The organism is Pseudoalteromonas sp. CO342X (genome assembly GCF_004208915.1).
Lineage (GTDB): Bacteria > Pseudomonadota > Gammaproteobacteria > Enterobacterales > Alteromonadaceae > Pseudoalteromonas > Pseudoalteromonas maricaloris.
In genome coordinates this window covers 153,172-169,536 of the sequence record NZ_SGPH01000016.1, presented here as the reverse complement: position 1 = coordinate 169,536, position 16,365 = coordinate 153,172, and the positions used below count along the sequence as shown (strand labels likewise).

Below are 16,365 nucleotides of genomic sequence, written 5' to 3'. Positions count from 1 at the left end.
AGCACACTTATTCGCTGCTTTTGCTTTGTTTATCTAGGTACTTACGTATTGCTTTGGACGCCGCAAAAAAACCAAAACTCCCAGTTACCATAGCAGCAGAGCCAAACCCGGTCGCGCAGTCCATATTTTTCCCACCTTCAGCTTGTTGCTTTGCTTTGCACACAGTGCCATCGGTACTTGGGTAAACGAGCTGCTCTGTAGAATACACACAATCCACGCCAAATTTACGTTTTGGATTATCGCTAAAGTTATATTGTTTTCTGAGAATATAACGTACTTTTGCCAGCAGCGGATCATGGGTCGTCTTTGCCACATCCCCATACTGGATCTGGCTCGGATCGGTTTGACCGCCTGCACCACCTGTAGTGATCACCGGTATTTTATTGCGCTTACAATGCGCGATTAGCGCCGCTTTCTCTTTAACCGCGTCGATACAGTCAATAACATAATCAAAGCCTTGAATGTAGTTTCTAATGTTATCTAACATCAGAAAATCATCGATCAGGGTAACTTCACAATCTGGGTTAATCGCAAGACAGCGATCTCGCATTGCTTCAATCTTTTGCATCCCGATACTTTCGCTATGAGCATGTAACTGACGGTTAATGTTGGTTACACAAATATCGTCCATATCGATAAGCGTTATTTTACCTATACCCGTTCTCACTAACGCTTCTACAGCCCAACTGCCAACGCCACCAATACCAATGACACAAAAGTGTGCTTTACTTAATGCTTCTAACTCGGCGTTACCGTATAACCGACCAATGCCGCCAAATCTTAGTTCTCTATTCGAATCAGTCATGTTACCACTCTAATTGACTTGGATTTTGCCAACTTGCAAAGATTTCATGTGCCAATAAATGGCCAAATGCACCATCACCTTCAGGCGCCGCTTGATAGTGTTGATGGTTACCTTGCCACTCAAATTCAAGGCAAAATGCGTGAAGATACGTTCTATCTGCAGGCTCTCCACTATAGGCTAAATCACCTAAAATTGGCGCACCGATGCTTTTTAGTGCCACCCGAATTTGGTGTGTTTTACCGCTAAACGGCTTAACGATACAAGCGCGTAGGTTGGTCGCAACAGAGCATGAATAAAATCGAGTCACCGCAGGATTTTGCTTAGTTTTAACCAGTTTATAGGTGCCTCTACGCGACTTAGCCATATCACCTTTTATCCAGCCCTGCTTTTTCTTCGGTTTAGCACTAACTAACGCTAGGTAAAATTTGTCTATTTTCCGAGCGGAAAACAAGCTCGTCAGCTGCTTTGCAGCCTCGCTAGACTTCGCTAAAAGAATGAGTCCCGATGTGACTTTATCAAGGCGGTGAACTGGAAATAAGGGATAGCCTAGTTGATCCGTCAGTAAGGCAACAAAACCTGCACCGTCCTCACTATGGAAGCTCATACCTTGTGGTTTGTATGCAACCACATAGTCTACCTCGTCCGCAATGAGCTTAAACTTTTCCATTCAGTATCTCTTGAACCCGTGCCAAATCTTCAGGAGTATCCACTCCAGCATGTACCGGCTTAGCCGCTTTAGCGACCTTAATTTTGTATCCATGATACAGCACGCGTAGCTGCTCTAGCGACTCTTGCACCTCTAGCGGTGAAACACTTAGCGATAAATAGGTTTGAATAAAGCCCGCACGATAGGCATATATGCCAACATGACGTTTAAAATGGCTCACTGGAATGCTATTTTTGTCGAGCGTTAACATACTGTCACGCTGAAACGGAATAGACGAGCGAGAGAAATACAGTGCGTTGTCTTGAATATCAGACACCACTTTTACGGCATTCGGATTCAACATCTCTTCTACATCTTCCACATCAACGCACAAAGTCGCCATCGGTGCATCAGAATGATGCAGTAGTGCTGCCACTTGTGCGATGTTATCAGGCTCTAGCAGTGGCTCATCTCCTTGCACATTAACCACCAAGGTTTGTTCGTTCAGCTCCAGTTGTTCAACAACTTCGGCGAGTCGCTCAGTACCTGATTGGTGATCTTCACGCGTCATGAGCACATTATCAGTGAAGTTTTGCGCTGCCTCAAATACCGCACTGTGATCGGTTGCGATATAAACCGCTGCCGCGCCAGATTGAATTGCCTGTTCGTAAACACGCTGGATCATTGGTTTACCGCTGATATCGGCAAGTGGTTTACCAGGCAGCCTGCTTGAAGCATAACGTGCCGGAATAACGACTACGAATTCCACTGCTCAACCTCATCGCTGCTCAGCTCGCGCGCTTCGTTTTCCAATAACACAGGAATATCATCTTTAATTGGATAAGCAAGCTTAGCTGCTGTGCTGATCAACTCTTTGTTTTCTTTGTCATATCTTAATTTGCCTTTACATACTGGGCAGGCAATTATTTCTAGTAATTTGGTATCAAAGGCCATGATAAATCTCTTTCTTTTTAAGTAAATTTAATACCGCTTTTTCAAGCGCTGATGTAGGTTTGGCATCTACTTTGAGGTAATACCAATTATCTTTTGCAAAAGTGCGACACTTTACCGCATCTTTCTCTGTCATAAAAATAGCGCCGTTATCGATTTGCGCGAAGTCGGACGCTTGATATGGATGATGGTCCGCAAAATGTAGGCTTTCACTCAGAACAATCCCCCTATCTCGTAGCGTATTTTCAAATCGCGCCGGATTGCCGATAGCACAGACTGAAGCGCCAGCCATTTCAATATTGGATGCTGGACTATCATCTGTAACACGAAAAAAACCAACAGTCTCTAACGTGTAGGAATAACTTTCGCATCCACCATTATATACGGCAAGATCAACACTCTGAATACGCTTAGGTAATTCCCTAAGGGGCCCTGCCGGCATCCATAAGCCATTACCAAAGCGCCGCACAGCATCAACAATACAGAACTCAATATCTCGTGCCAATTTATAGTGCTGTAGCCCATCGTCGCTGACGATGATGTTTACATCGCTATTACCTAATAATTTTTCAATACTCGCTTGTCTATCAGCACCAATCATCACGGGGCATTTCAATCGTTTAGCGAGTAAACAAGGTTCATCACCGCCCTCTTCCGTTGAGGTCGCTTCAGTGACCAAAAACGGGGTTGAGCTAGGTTTTGCACCGTAGCCTCGACTGATCACCCCAACCTTAAAACCAAGCTTTTCAAGAAAAGGGACTAACCAAAGCACAAATGGCGTTTTGCCATTACCGCCCACACTAATGTTACCGACAATAATAACCGGAACAGGCGAGCGGTACGCGGGGCAAAAACCGAGTTTATAAAGCCCCTTTCTCACCAAGCTAATAAGTCCAAATAACAGGCTTAGCGGAAGCAATAATAGTGTTAGTAGTCCCGGTTTTTTATACCAACTTTGCTCTATTTTTGATGCCATTTATTGCTCACCAAACTGCATTTTGCAAAGTGCATGATAAACCCCTTCCTGCGCGACCAATTCAGCATGCTTGCCTTGTTCGATGATCTTGCCTTTATCTAGCACATAGATGCAGTCACAACGCTCGATTGTCGATAACCGATGGGCAATTACTATGGTTGTTTTATCAGCCATCAGCTCTTCCAACGCTTGTTGGATCAAACGCTCAGATTCTGTGTCTAATGCTGATGTGGCTTCATCTAAAATAAGGATAGGTGCATCTTTTACAATAGCACGCGCGATGGCGATACGTTGTCGTTGTCCGCCAGAAAGCATCACGCCATTTTCACCAACAACAGTATTTAGGCCCTCAGGAAGATCTTTAACAAATTCCCAGACGTGGGCTTGTTTTACGACTTTTTCTAGGGCTTCTTGCGATAAGGGTTGCTTTAACGAGTACATAATATTGTTTGCAATGGTGTCATTAAACAACACCACTTGCTGCGACACGATGGAAAATTGCGCGCGTAAATCCGCAAGCTGATAATCATTTATATTCGTTCCGTCTAACTCTATACTGCCCGCTTCAATATCATAGTAACGTGGTAAAAGATTAGAAATCGTTGATTTTCCTGAGCCACTTCTACCAACCAACGCGATACTCTGCCCGGCTTTGATTTCAAGGTTTAATGACTCAATTACCGGATCGCTTTTAGATGGATAAGTAAAAGTTAAGTCTTTGACTTGTAGGTTACCTTGAGCACGAGATAAAGACTGAGTGCCAGTGTCCTTTTCTTTTTCAAGATCAATTACCGCAAACACACTTTTCGCCGCAGAGATCCCGCGTTGCAGGTCACTATTTACATTGGCAAGTTGTTTTAAAGGACGCAGCATCATCATCATAGAGGTGATCAAAGTGACAAAGGTGCCCGATGAAATTTTATCTACCATAGAAGGCATCGCGACAATCGCGAGTATCACCGCCATTGCGCTCGCCGCTATGATTTGGATGATAGACACGCTCAGCGCTTTAGTCGCATCCATTTTTACGCGTTGCTGGCGGTTATGATTATTAACTTTAGCAAAGTGAGAGATGGTTTTATCTTGACCACCAAAGCCATGAATAACTTTATGACCCGCCATCATTTGCTCAGAGCTTTTCGTCACTTCTCCCATCGCATCTTGAATATTCTTGGAGATTTTCTTAAAACGCTTAGACACCACAGTAACTATCACCGCCACGATTGGTACCACAACTAAGAAAATGAGTGATAGCTGCCAACTTGCATAAAACATCGTGATAAGTAAGAAAAATACAAATGCGCCTTCACGGATCAGCACTTGAAGCGCCTTAGTGACGGCTTGCTGTACTTGCTCAGTATCAAAAGTGATTTTTGATATCAATTCACCATTAGAATGTTGATCATGAAACGACACTGGTAGATACAACATATGTTCAAAAAGTTGCTGTCGCAACGCACGCACAACCTGAGATCCAACATAAGACAAGCAATACGATGCCATATAGTTAAAGATACCGCGTCCAATAACTAACGCGATAACAACAAAGGGCGCCAATTTTAGTACATCGCGATTGCCTGCAGTGAGGCCCTCATCGATAAACGGATCCATTAACGCAACGAACGAAGCGTCCATCGCAGCGTACCCTATCATGCCAATTACTGAAAATATGGCAGCGAGTTTAAAGTCTTTTACATAGCTAAATAATCTAGCGTAAATCTGCTTGTCGGTTGGTTGCATTGCCAGCCTCTACTTTTCTATATGGCATTATTGTAACTTTCAAATCGTTAAAACTGAATGGATTATCTGAGAAACCAGTAATTTTCCACTTCCCGAGCTCGTTCAACTGTGATTTCTTGAGCAAAAATTGAGATCTTTATATGGCCATCTAAGGCGGTATCCAATAGTGTACTCCCTACTCTTTGGTATCTTTCAATCACTTTCTCATTGGGAATTTTCCAAGGCGAATAAAAGGCACGAGAAAATATCGCAATGTCAGGGTCAACCGCTTGAATAAACTGCTCGCTCGAAGAGCTGCCACTACCATGGTGTGGAATCAGTAATATATCGGCTTTGAGTGCTTCTTTTTCGAGGTTAAGTAACTTAGTTTCAGTGACTTTCTCGATATCTCCTGGTAATAAAAGCGTAAACTGCCCATCAGAGATACGAACCACACAAGAGTTATTGTTGTCATTGTTCGACATTTCTTGAGGCCAGATCACGGATATGTCTAGCCCTTGAAATTGATGTGTTCCAAGCACACAGCTATCAGCAGCACTTGCGGGGTGAAAACGCTGTAACGATTTCCCGCCATCAAAGGCAATGAGGTCGTCAACGCCACCATTATGGTCACCATCGTTATGACTAATGATGGTATCTTGTAGCGTAATTCGATTATTCAAAAGATAGGGTTTGATCACAAACTCAAACATCGAAAAATAGCCAAAATACTTGGCCCCCACATCATAGAGCAGCCCTTTGTTATTACGAGAAACTAACACAGCGGTTCCGTGACCGACGTCAAAAACATCGACTTGCCATAGCGGAGAGGCTCGAAATAGATACTGAACGAGGAAAATTAATATAGGTAATAAACCAAAACAATTTCTGAATAAAAACAGCAGCGAAGCACTTAAGTAGCTGGTTATAAGAAACACGGACGAAACGCTGGGTATATCTACCCAACTGACCGGAGAGTTTTGCAACAGCTTAAACAGAACCACTAACCCACTATCAACTAGATGAAGTGGAAGTTGCCAACCAATAGCGTGCAACGCAGTAACATGAAGCAGTAGTAGCGGAAATACAACGGCAGAAATCAACGGGATCACTATGATATTCGCAGCCAATGAAATGATGCTCGCACCAGAAAAGAAATAGAGGTTGAGTGGCAACAGACAGATAAATAACGCGAGCTGCAACTTAATTAACGCAAGCAGTTTCACACCTAAACCTCGGCCAACTTTTGTCGCTAACGTTACGATAATAGCTACCGCAAAAAAGGAATAATATAAACCAGGATTGAGTAATGAAAACGGGTCTACCACCAAGACAATTGTCAACGCAGCCGTTAACACCTGAAGTGCTTTAAGGCGCACTGCAAAGAGGTAACAGGCAACCCATACCATTGCCATGATCACAGCTCTAGTCGCCGATACACTGTAGCCACAGAGAATGACGTACCCAAAACACAAGAGTAACGAAAAAACCAAACACCATTGATGTAAGTTGGCTGCTTGGGAGATTATTACCGGGGTACAATACAGCACGACTTTTATTAGCAAAAACGCGATGGCAAATACCATTCCGATATGAAGCCCTGAAATCGCTAACAGATGGCTCAAACCAAGACTTCTAAATTGTGTTTTGTTTTCGAAGTCGACTCTGCTTGTATCGCCGGTTAACAAAATATAATACAGCCAAGCATAGCTGAGCCCATTGAGCTTTTTATCAATGAATAAGCGATAGTTATCTCGCCACGTAGTGTCCTTCACTAGCGAATTGATTGTTTTGATACTGCCCTTAAAATACATATGCTTTCTAAACGCATGCAATTCAGCGTTAAAAAGTCCGATATTAACTCTGCTACGATAACGTTTAAGTTTTACCGTAAACTCAATGTGGTCACCGACACGCAATATAGGCGTTGACGAGTTACGATAAAGCTTTGCATTTACCGTACGCCAACGCGCAAACTGGTAGCCGTCAACTTGCTCTAGCTTTACCTTTAACGCTTCACCAATCACAGAATTATCAACTTCAATAACTTTACCCGAAGCAGTAACAAGCTGCGATTGCCACATTTCTGGTATTTTTAGCTGATAAAAAACAAAGTAATGGCTAAGAACAATGGAAATCCCTAAAATAAATCCTGCCAATATAGGACAAAAAAGCTTAGAATAGCGGCCCATGAAGTAGAGGAATATGCTTATTGCGGCTAATCGCCAATTGTCGAGAAGAAATACCGCACTGAAGCAACCTAGAATTATTCCAAAACATATCAGAATCCAAGTAGATGGCAGCTGCAAATGGCGAAAAAAACGATTCAACGCTTTTTACCTGATCATAATAAAATCAAACAACAGAAATCATTAAAAATCTTTGGTAAGTTACTGCATGATGCCAACCTCTGGCATTTAAACCGGCGTTCAGCACGTGGCGCATTCTCGGTGGGGCTATTTTTCGCATTCATCCCTGTTCCTTTTCAAATGGTACTGGCAGCAGCACTTGCGATTCCATTTCGCGTCAACTTGCCTTTGTCTATTGCTCTCGTTTGGATCACTAATCCACTCACGATGCCGCCGATATTTTATTGCTCTTACTTAGTCGGTGTATTTGCCCTTGGCCAAGAACAACAGCCATTCCATTTTGAGGCGAGTTGGGAATGGCTTGCACAAAGCCTAACAACGATTGGGCCTGCATTTATCGTCGGCTCTTTGATCTGCGCAACACTTGCCGCTATTATCGGCTTTTTCGGTATCGATTACCTGTGGCGACGTTCTGTGAATAAAGCGTGGCAAAGTCGCGGCCAAGGCTAATACCAGTATAGTTAAGATTTGTACTGGTTGAACAAAATATCGAATTGAATTTGCTAATATTTCTTTTCAAACACAAAAAAAGCCCTTCCGGGCTTTTTTATCGTCTAAATTGTACTTTAGGCTTTACGACGTCTTCTCAGCGCCACTAGTGGTAACGCGAGTAAACTAAGCCAAGACCAGCTTGCAGATTGACGCTCATATGTTTCTGCCTCAGGTGGTGTACAGTTTTCTGGTTCACCAGAAATTGGGGTAAGTAGAACAGGTAAACTTACCGACTCATACTCAGTCTCGCCCTTACTGTCCTTCTCAATTTCACCCAACGTATTGCGTCTTTCAACCGTTTTGGTCGCAATCGCATATATCTTGTTGTCATCAGTGATCTTCACAGCTTCTGCAATGGTGTAAGGGAAAGAATCGTTCTTACAAGGAAGAAGTGAGTTTATATTCACTAGTTTTTCTGCACCAATTTCATATAGAAACGCTTCACGACGACGGTTAGAACCACTCTTTTCTGTAACACCTTGGCCTACAACAAAGCCATTATTGTTGATATCTGTGATTGCTGTCGCCGAACCCTCAAAGTATGCAGGCATTTCTTTGAACTCAGCGGTATTCGTATTAAAGTAAAAACCTGTTGAGTCATAATCTCTTGAGCCACCAGTAAAACGTCCAAACACACCAACAATCGTGCCATTATCATTTACATCAACCGCTTGACTATATTCGATAAAGCTCTCAACTTCTTTAATGCGCTTAATTTCATTGTTAGTAAAGTAAACGGCTTGTTCGTAAGGTAGAAGATCATCGTTACTTTGACGACGTGCACGAGAATAACCAACCGTTAATCCCGTCCCATTAGTTGCCACAGCCATGCTTGAATAGGCTCGTTCATCATCTTCATCTGGTGTAAAACCAAGTCCAAGATCGGTTGAACTGACTAAGTTAAAATCGTTATCAAACGTCCACTTGTAGGCTCGAGTATGATATGGCGAGGTCAATCTTTGAATACACACATCGACTGGTTCATCCACACCATCACAACTGTCTTCTATATTTTCTGTTGTTCTTTGCGATAACGAAGTTGAACTTTGTCCCACAATAATATAGCCGCCATCAGCGGTTTGTTTAATATCAGTGGCAAGAGAAAGGCCGCCGTATTCTGTAAAGGCAGGCTCTAACCTAATTTTCTCTCCAGCTGGTGTAACTAAAATACCTTTATTTCGCCAATCACGTACAAAATAAGTTTCTTCTTCTGTTTCACCCTCAGGAGTAAAAGTTATCTTTTTAAAAGGTGCAGAACCCCAGCCCACTATTGTACCGTCTTCTGCGATGCTTGTAAGATAGTTAGTGACCGAGCGAGTGAGTCCTTCATAATCCGGAGATTGTTCATCAAATACCACAAACTCTTCTGCGGTATTATTGTTATATGTCAAAGAAATTGCTCTTTCAATTCTTTGATATTCTTGGCTAACTACTCTGCTTGAATTCATAACATAAGACAGCATAAATGCATGAGCTTGAGCATTCGTATTAGCTGCATCATTGTTTTGAATATCTTCTAATGTGAAGGTGATTTCTTCTTCGATCAGCTCGTACTGCTTTTTTGTACTGTCGTAATAATTTTTGAGTGTTGAATCATCGAAGTCGATATACGACACATCAATCTTTACACCAAATAAATTGGAAGCGTGACCAATCACGTCTCCAGCTTCATTGGCATCTGACACGTAGCTATATTTGCTATTATCATGTCTTGGTAATTCAGTTAACTGATAGGTGGCAGCGGCCGCCTGTTGTGAAAGGGCTACGGCGACACTCGCGGCTAAAAGTTTAAATTTCATTTTAATCCTTACTGCTGATTCTGTAATGCTTCTAGTTCTTCCCAGCGTTCAAACGCGGCTTCCAGCTTCGACTCTAGCTCAGTCAAATGGTTCAATGCCTTGTGGGTCGTTTCTTGATCTTGTTTAAAGAAGTCTGGATCGCTGACCAGTGTTTGTTGTTTGTTCACTGCCTCTTCAAGTTCCTCTACTTTACTGGGCAACGACTCTAATTCAAGTTTTAATTTGTAACTCAACTTATTTGAACGAGCAGGCGCAGCTGCCTTTTTAGTCTCGACTTGTTGCTGTTTTTCTTGATGAACCTTTTGTGCTTCTTTCTTTTGCTGCTCTCGTCTTTGCTGATACAGCTCAAAGTCACTATAGCCGCCAACAATTTCCGTCACTAGGCCTTCGCCTTCGAATGCCCACACACTGCCACAGGTATTATCGATAAACTCTCGGTCGTGGCTGACGACCAGCACCGTGCCTTGGTATTGGTTTAAGATTTCTTCAAGTAACTCAAGCGTCTCAATATCCAAGTCGTTGGTCGGCTCGTCCAGCACAATAATATTTGAAGGCTTAAGGAAGAGCTTTGCAAGCAATAAGCGGTTTTTTTCACCGCCTGATAATGCCTTTACAGGAGTTCGAGCTCGCGCAGGCGGAAATAAAAAGTCCTGCAGATAGCCAAGCACATGACGTGAGCGGCCGCCCATCATTACTTCTTGCTTACCTTCTGCGACATTATCCTGCACGGTTGCTTCTTCATCCAATTTTTCACGGTATTGGTCGAAGTACGCAACTTCCAGATTCACGCCTTGTTTTACACTGCCTGCGTCAGGTTTAATATCACCAAAAAGCATTTTTAACAGCGTAGTTTTACCTGCTCCATTAGGACCGACCAAGCCAATACGGTCGCCACGCATCACCAGCGTTGAAAAGTCCTTCACAATGCATTTTTCTTGGAATGCTTTGTCTAAATGTTTCGCTTCAAAGACCAGCTTACCGGAACGATCCGCCGTCTCGATGTTGAAGTCTGTCTTACCTTGCTGCTCGATGCGTTGCTTGCGCTCAACACGGAGCGCTTTTAGTGCTCGCACACGCCCTTCGTTACGGGTTCGCCGGGCCTTGATCCCTTGTCTTATCCAGGTTTCTTCTTCGGCAAGCTTTTTATCAAACAAGGCATTCTGTTGCTCTTCCACTTTTAAATCATGGGCTTTTTGTTCTAGATATTGCGCATAATCTCCAGGGTATGAAACCAACTTGCCACGGTCTAAATCTAAAATTCGAGTCGCCATTGCGCGAATAAAGGCACGGTCGTGAGAGATAAACACGATCCCCCCTTTAAACTCTTTCAGGAATTGCTCAAGCCAGATAACACTTTGCATATCAAGGTGGTTAGTCGGCTCGTCGAGTAGCAGCAAGTCTGGATCGCTCACCAACGCTTTGGCCAGCGCGACTTTGCGTAGCCAGCCACCTGAGAGCTCTTCTAGGCGCATATTCGCATCTAATTGCAACTGGCTAAGCACTTGCTTGATCCGTGACTCAAAACGCCACGCATCTTCGCTTTCCAATCGCTGAGTTAAGCGCTCAAGCGAGGTCATCAGTTTATCTGACTGGCTGGTTTGTAGTTTTTCACTGACTTCATGAAATTCAATGAGCAGCTCAGCAACATCAGGTAAACCGTTCGCAACATAATCAAAGACCGAGCCATTTGCGCCCTTTGGTGGGTCTTGTTCTAGCCTTGAAACTTTTAATCCACCAACACGGTTGATTTCACCATCATCAAGTTGCACTTGATCATCAAGCACTTTCAGTAACGTTGATTTACCGGCACCGTTTCGGCCCACAATACAAACGCGCTCGCCTGATTCAATAACGGCATCAGCTTGGTCAAGTATAGGGTGTGAGCCAAAAGCCAGTTGGGCTTTAGCAATTCGAATGAGATCCATATTAGTCTATAAATTCTTGTAGTTGTTGTTGAGTAAAAGGCCAGCCAAGTTCCTGACCTGTCTCGCCTTTTTTAATCACTGGAATTCTATATTGATATTCCGTCATCGTCTCTTCACTATCGACGATATCGACGAGTTCAATTTCGGCTTCAGGCAAAAATTGAATTAACATCGTCAATGCTTCTTCACAAAGATGACAACCATCGGTGTGGAATAAAGTACATTTAATCATGACGGATCAACCAGCTGTTGTGAATTTGCTTGTTACGTTTAAAATCCAAAGACAAGGTTTGCGATGAGTATTCCTCAGCAGTTAGGCCAAGTGCCGCAAGTCCCATTTCATCGATTTTAAATCCGCGTTTGTTGTTAGAAAACAGCAGTACACCATTCGGTGCTAATATTTTCTTTACCCAACCAAATAGTTTTAAATGATCTCTTTGCACGTCAAATGCGTCAGACATACGTTTAGAGTTAGAGAATGTTGGTGGGTCTAAGAAAATGAGATCATATTGACCAACGGCTCTTTCAAGCCATTTTAAGCAATCCGCTTGCTCAAATCTGAAACGTGGGTTCTTCAAACCATTTAGCTCAAAGTTTTCTTCAGCCCATTTTAGATAGGTCTTTGACATATCTACTGTGGTAACAGACTTAGCGCCGCCAACTGCGGCGTGCACAGAAGCACTACCTGTGTATGCAAATAGATTCAACACGCGTTTATCTTTCGAATGTTGCTGAATAAACTTGCGAGCTAAGCGGTGGTCAAGGAATAGACCCGTATCAAGATAATCAAATAGGTTAACCTTGAACTTAGCACCGTACTCTTCTACTACCTCAGTGCGGTTTTGCTTGTCCAGGGCTTTGTATTGTTCTTGACCTTTTTGGCGCTTTCTTACTTTTACCGCGATGTTTAACGGGTCGATATTCAGCTGCTCGGCGGTAAGTGTGATCACGTCTTGCAAACGTTTTTGCGCAACACTATCGTCAATTTCTTTTGGCGCTTTGTATTCAAAGATGACTGCGTTATCGTTATAAATATCAACTGCAACATTGTATTCAGGGATATCCGCGTCATAAACACGATACGCATTAATGTCTTCTTTTTTCAGCCAAGATTTTAAGCCTTGTAGATTTTTCTTCAAGCGGTTGCCAAACGCAGTCGAGCCTTCAAAATTAAGCCCACTGCTCTGTTTATTTTGCTGTACCTGCATTTCATTCATTTCATACAAGTTAAGCAGCACGTCGAGCGGGCCATTTTTGAATTTATAAGACTTTTTACGCGCTAGTTTTAGCACTTTTAATAGGCTTTCTTCACTCGCAAGTAACGCCAAATTCCAGTCTTTATAGTGCTTTTTAAAGGCGATACCCATATTGCGATATAGCGTAATAATTTCAGCCATACCACCTAGACGTTCACCATAAGGTAAGTTACTCAGCACAGTGCCGGGGCGTTTAGCAGCAAGGCTAAGCTGATTGGCATCTTCAAACTTAAACTTTATATGTGACTCAACGCCTGCGCGCTTGGCATTACGCTCAGCAATTGACAGCACACGTTCATCGATATCACTACCGATCAGCCATAAGCTCTTTTGCTCTGGTTGTACATTTAATTGTGCTTTAAGCTCGGTGAACTTACTTTCACGAAAACTCGGCAGGCGTTTAAAGGCAAAGTCTTTATTGAGGTTAGTAGGTAAACCAAGTGCCATAGAAGCCGCTTCTATCAATAACGTGCCAGAACCACAGCAGGGATCAAAAAGCGGCTTATTAGTATCTTCAAGCCAGCCGCTACGTTTAACCAGCGCTGCCGCTAGATGTTCACGAATTGGCGCTTTACCTTGTTTGTCACGATAACCTCTATCAGATAAGCGAGGTCCCGAGAAGTCGATATATAGCGCACAGCCTTGCTTAGATAATTTCGCTATGATGCGAATATCAGGTGTCTGTTTGTCAACATCTGGACGTTGTTCAAACAGGTCATTGAAGTAGTCAACGATCCCATCCTTAACCACCAGACCAGAGAATTGCGTATTTTTAAGCGCATTATTCGTACCATTAAACTCTACTGCAAAGGTCTGCTTTGGGCTAAACCAATCTTGCCATGCCTGAAAACGAACAAACTTGTAGAGAGAATCTTTGTCATTCACTTCTGGTTTGTCATCGATAAGCAACATCACGCGCGTTGCAAATCGTGTCATCATACAGAACTTTTGTACGTCTAGATTAGCGCCTGTGAACTTAACTGAACCAACGGTTTGCTTGTTTATTTCAAAACCAAACTCGGTTAATTCTTCAACCAGTAACTGCTCTACACCAATAGATGTCAATGCGATAAATTGCAATTTGAATACCCTTAAATTTCAACTGGGCGCAGTATAACACACAAGTTATCGTTAGTTATTAGTTGAGCTTGGTTGTATGGGGATAAATTACGTTAAAAATTTAGCAAGCTCAGAAAATCTAACTTATCTAGCGCGCTTATGTCCGAGCTCTTGCTTTGGTAATTTTGTAGTAAGTTATGGAGCTCCCCTTTTTCAAACCACACGCCACCACAGCACCCGCACTCACTAAAACTAGCTTCAAAGAGCGTATAGTCTTTAAGCGTATGACCATCATCAGGGCATAATTGTAAAACGTCACGCTCAACCAACGACCGCTTTGCAATAAAATCGGTATAACTAAAATGATAAGTATGTTTAATGGAATCAATAAATTTGCGCGGCAGCCAAATGGCACCGCATGACTGACATTGATAACCGCAATGTCCTTCAGCGTCGGCATAAGTTAGTTTTAATGTTTTATCGCAGAGGCAGCGCATTCTGTTCCCTAGATCAGCAAACAACTCAAAGTAGGTACAGATTAATACAGGGAATAATTGCTGGTCAATAAAACGATGGGAAGAACTTGGCTATGCGCTTTGATGAACGCGGTGCGTTAACACAAGAGGCGCTAACCGATCGTTCAGTACTTTTATCGCTTGAAATTGTTCAAGCTCTATTCCCTCATCAAGAATAAATTGCTCGTTCAGGCTTAAACAAAGACTTGACTGACCATCATGCTCGATAATTAGAAACTCGCCGCGGCTTAGCTTGGAATTTAAACACACAACCGCCTCACTCACAGGTTCACCACCAAAGTATGGCTTAAAAAACCAGCTCTTTGCTTGCATCGGTTGTAAGTGAAATTTTGCCGCAGTTGCATTTAAAGCGATTTGGCAGCATCTGGGCTCATTCCAAACACCAAAACCGCAAAGGTAGGAAAATACACTCTGATAAAATTCAGCTTCGCTGAGACTAAAATTGGGATTAGCGGTTGAGTCTTCAGTAAGGTGGCGCAAACGAAAAGGCGTGCAAAGCTGAAGCTCGTCACCCAAATCAATTAACAACCTGTTCCTTTCTGTGCAGCGGATCCATTGCCACTCTTTTGAAGCTTGCAAAACTTCTCTCCCACCAACCAATTAGCTCAACTAGTAAGTGGGAGTATAACGCGAAAAACGCAATGATGAAATTTTTTATAATAACGTTTTGTTTTGGATCATTTGGTTATATGACCGATCCTTATAAGGACGAAACGATCTTTTTAACAAGCGCTGGCCCTTCATAAATAAAGCCTGTGTAGACTTGTACTAAATCAGCACCAGCTGAAAATTTCTCTTTTGCAGATTCCGCACTGTCAATACCACCTACACCGATGATTGGTAGCTTACCGTCGGTAATACGCTTCAATTCGCTGACAACATGCGTCGATTTTTCACGAACAGGTCTACCAGACAAACCACCTGCTTCATTACCGTACTCTAGGTTTTCTACCGCATCTCGGGCTAATGTTGTGTTAGTTGCAATAACACCATCGATACGATTATTAACTAATGATTCTGCGATCTGGGTTAACTGAACGCCATCGACATCTGGTGCGATCTTTACCAACATAGGCACTGACTTGTTATGCTTGGCGATAAGATCCATCTGTTCATTTTTTAGGCTTTGCAAAAGATCATCTAGCGCTTCGCCATATTGTAGATCTCTCAGACCCGGTGTATTTGGTGAAGAGATATTCACGGTGATATATGAGGCATGCTCAAATACTTTTCTCATACAGTGAATGTAGTCATCTTTACCTTGCTCATTCGGTGTATCTTTATTTTTACCAATGTTGATCCCAAGGATCCCATCGTATTTTGCTGCTTTTACGTTGTTGACTAGGTAATCAACGCCCTTGTTATTGAATCCCATGCGATTAATAATCGCATTTGCTTCAGGTAGACGAAAGATCCGAGGCTTGTCGTTACCCGCTTGTGGTCTTGGCGTGACAGTCCCTACTTCAATAAAACCAAAACCCATTTGTGCAAATGCTTCGATACACTCAGCATTTTTATCAAGACCGGCGGCCAACCCGACTGGATTTTTAAATTCTAACCCTAGAAAATTAACTGGTTTGTCTTGAACTGATTGAGACCATGCAAGGCTCATTGGCGTATTCGCAAAGCGGCGCAGGTTGTTTAGGGCAAAATCGTGTGCCCACTCCGCATCTTTATTAAACATAAAACGACGCGCAAGATCGTAAAACATGGTAGCTCCTCAGTATTGATAACGTAATCGACTTAGCTAAAATTACCCAAGCGTAACTTTAGCTAAATGGATTATGCCAATGGCATTAGACAAAAAAATACCCCAGTCAAAGCTGGGGTAT

At 42.8% G+C, this 16,365-nt stretch carries 15 protein-coding genes; 1 reads left to right on the top strand and 14 read right to left on the bottom strand.

What is annotated here, in order from left to right; translation table 11 throughout:
• Positions 1-7 precede the first annotated feature (7 nt).
• The 7 genes from tcdA to EXT47_RS07765 form a co-directional block, all read right to left on the bottom strand.
• The gene (tcdA, locus tag EXT47_RS07795; protein WP_039495743.1) at positions 8-805 is read right to left on the bottom strand and encodes a tRNA cyclic N6-threonylcarbamoyladenosine(37) synthase TcdA; all 798 of its coding nucleotides are present in this window, start codon (positions 803-805) and stop codon (positions 8-10) included.
• Between the two features lies 1 nt (position 806).
• The gene (locus EXT47_RS07790; RefSeq protein WP_039495741.1) at positions 807-1,472 is read right to left on the bottom strand and encodes a TIGR01621 family pseudouridine synthase; all 666 of its coding nucleotides are present in this window, start codon (positions 1,470-1,472) and stop codon (positions 807-809) included.
• Positions 1,459-2,220: a 3-deoxy-manno-octulosonate cytidylyltransferase gene (gene kdsB, locus EXT47_RS07785; protein ID WP_130126236.1), complete on the bottom strand. Its 762-nt coding sequence runs from the start codon at positions 2,218-2,220 to the stop codon at positions 1,459-1,461. The genes EXT47_RS07790 and kdsB overlap by 14 nt, the downstream gene beginning before the upstream one ends.
• A complete protein-coding gene (locus EXT47_RS07780; protein WP_010371492.1) occupies positions 2,208-2,405 on the bottom strand; it encodes a Trm112 family protein in 198 nt (65 codons plus the stop codon). Before EXT47_RS07780 ends, kdsB begins: the two co-directional genes overlap by 13 nt.
• Positions 2,395-3,378, bottom strand: a complete 984-nt coding sequence (gene lpxK, locus EXT47_RS07775; protein WP_039495739.1) for a tetraacyldisaccharide 4'-kinase — start codon at positions 3,376-3,378, stop codon at positions 2,395-2,397. The genes EXT47_RS07780 and lpxK overlap by 11 nt, the downstream gene beginning before the upstream one ends.
• A complete protein-coding gene (gene msbA, locus EXT47_RS07770) occupies positions 3,379-5,118 on the bottom strand; it encodes a lipid A export permease/ATP-binding protein MsbA (RefSeq protein ID WP_039495738.1) in 1,740 nt (579 codons plus the stop codon).
• A 62-nt stretch (positions 5,119-5,180) separates the two neighbouring features.
• Entirely contained in the window at positions 5,181-7,406 is a 2,226-nt protein-coding gene (locus EXT47_RS07765; RefSeq protein WP_240701601.1) for a DNA internalization-related competence protein ComEC/Rec2, read from the bottom strand.
• Between EXT47_RS07765 and EXT47_RS07760 the strand changes: the two genes are divergently transcribed.
• A complete protein-coding gene (locus EXT47_RS07760; RefSeq protein WP_010371507.1) occupies positions 7,407-7,916 on the top strand; it encodes a DUF2062 domain-containing protein in 510 nt (169 codons plus the stop codon).
• Positions 7,917-8,032: 116 nt separating this feature from the next.
• Here EXT47_RS07760 and EXT47_RS07755 read toward each other — a convergent pair whose 3' ends face one another.
• From EXT47_RS07755 to pyrD, 7 genes are all read right to left on the bottom strand, one after another.
• A complete protein-coding gene (locus EXT47_RS07755; RefSeq protein ID WP_130126235.1) occupies positions 8,033-9,757 on the bottom strand; it encodes a DUF3466 family protein in 1,725 nt (574 codons plus the stop codon).
• 8 nt (positions 9,758-9,765) lie between these two features.
• Entirely contained in the window at positions 9,766-11,682 is a 1,917-nt protein-coding gene (locus EXT47_RS07750; RefSeq protein ID WP_130126234.1) for an ABC transporter ATP-binding protein, read from the bottom strand.
• A gap of 1 nt (position 11,683) precedes the next feature.
• Positions 11,684-11,914 (bottom strand): glutaredoxin family protein, encoded by a 231-nt coding sequence (locus EXT47_RS07745; RefSeq protein WP_039495734.1) that lies wholly within the window; start codon positions 11,912-11,914, stop codon positions 11,684-11,686.
• Positions 11,907-14,018 (bottom strand): bifunctional 23S rRNA (guanine(2069)-N(7))-methyltransferase RlmK/23S rRNA (guanine(2445)-N(2))-methyltransferase RlmL, encoded by a 2,112-nt coding sequence (gene rlmKL, locus EXT47_RS07740; protein ID WP_130126233.1) that lies wholly within the window; start codon positions 14,016-14,018, stop codon positions 11,907-11,909. The genes EXT47_RS07745 and rlmKL overlap by 8 nt, the downstream gene beginning before the upstream one ends.
• 92 nt (positions 14,019-14,110) lie before the next feature.
• The gene (locus EXT47_RS07735) at positions 14,111-14,494 is read right to left on the bottom strand and encodes a zf-TFIIB domain-containing protein (protein ID WP_130126232.1); all 384 of its coding nucleotides are present in this window, start codon (positions 14,492-14,494) and stop codon (positions 14,111-14,113) included.
• 90 nt (positions 14,495-14,584) lie between these two features.
• A complete protein-coding gene (locus EXT47_RS07730) occupies positions 14,585-15,112 on the bottom strand; it encodes a cell division protein ZapC domain-containing protein (protein WP_081489945.1) in 528 nt (175 codons plus the stop codon).
• A gap of 121 nt (positions 15,113-15,233) precedes the next feature.
• Positions 15,234-16,244: a quinone-dependent dihydroorotate dehydrogenase gene (pyrD, locus tag EXT47_RS07725; protein ID WP_039495731.1), complete on the bottom strand. Its 1,011-nt coding sequence runs from the start codon at positions 16,242-16,244 to the stop codon at positions 15,234-15,236.
• Positions 16,245-16,365 lie beyond the last annotated feature (121 nt).

Bases quoted from the DNA above. Each gene is read 5' to 3' on its own strand.
- tcdA (WP_039495743.1), bottom strand. From the start codon at position 805: ATGACTGATTCGAATAGAGAACTAAGATTTGGCGGCATTGGTCGGTTA.
- EXT47_RS07790 (WP_039495741.1), bottom strand. From the start codon at position 1,472: ATGGAAAAGTTTAAGCTCATTGCGGACGAGGTAGACTATGTGGTTGCA.
- EXT47_RS07780 (WP_010371492.1), bottom strand. From the start codon at position 2,405: ATGGCCTTTGATACCAAATTACTAGAAATAATTGCCTGCCCAGTATGT.
- lpxK (WP_039495739.1), bottom strand. From the start codon at position 3,378: ATGGCATCAAAAATAGAGCAAAGTTGGTATAAAAAACCGGGACTACTA.
- msbA (WP_039495738.1), bottom strand. From the start codon at position 5,118: ATGCAACCAACCGACAAGCAGATTTACGCTAGATTATTTAGCTATGTA.
- EXT47_RS07760 (WP_010371507.1), top strand. From the start codon at position 7,407: ATGGCGAAAAAAACGATTCAACGCTTTTTACCTGATCATAATAAAATC.
- EXT47_RS07755 (WP_130126235.1), bottom strand. From the start codon at position 9,757: ATGAAATTTAAACTTTTAGCCGCGAGTGTCGCCGTAGCCCTTTCACAA.
- EXT47_RS07750 (WP_130126234.1), bottom strand. From the start codon at position 11,682: ATGGATCTCATTCGAATTGCTAAAGCCCAACTGGCTTTTGGCTCACAC.
- EXT47_RS07745 (WP_039495734.1), bottom strand. From the start codon at position 11,914: ATGATTAAATGTACTTTATTCCACACCGATGGTTGTCATCTTTGTGAA.
- EXT47_RS07735 (WP_130126232.1), bottom strand. From the start codon at position 14,494: ATGCGCTGCCTCTGCGATAAAACATTAAAACTAACTTATGCCGACGCT.
- pyrD (WP_039495731.1), bottom strand. From the start codon at position 16,244: ATGTTTTACGATCTTGCGCGTCGTTTTATGTTTAATAAAGATGCGGAG.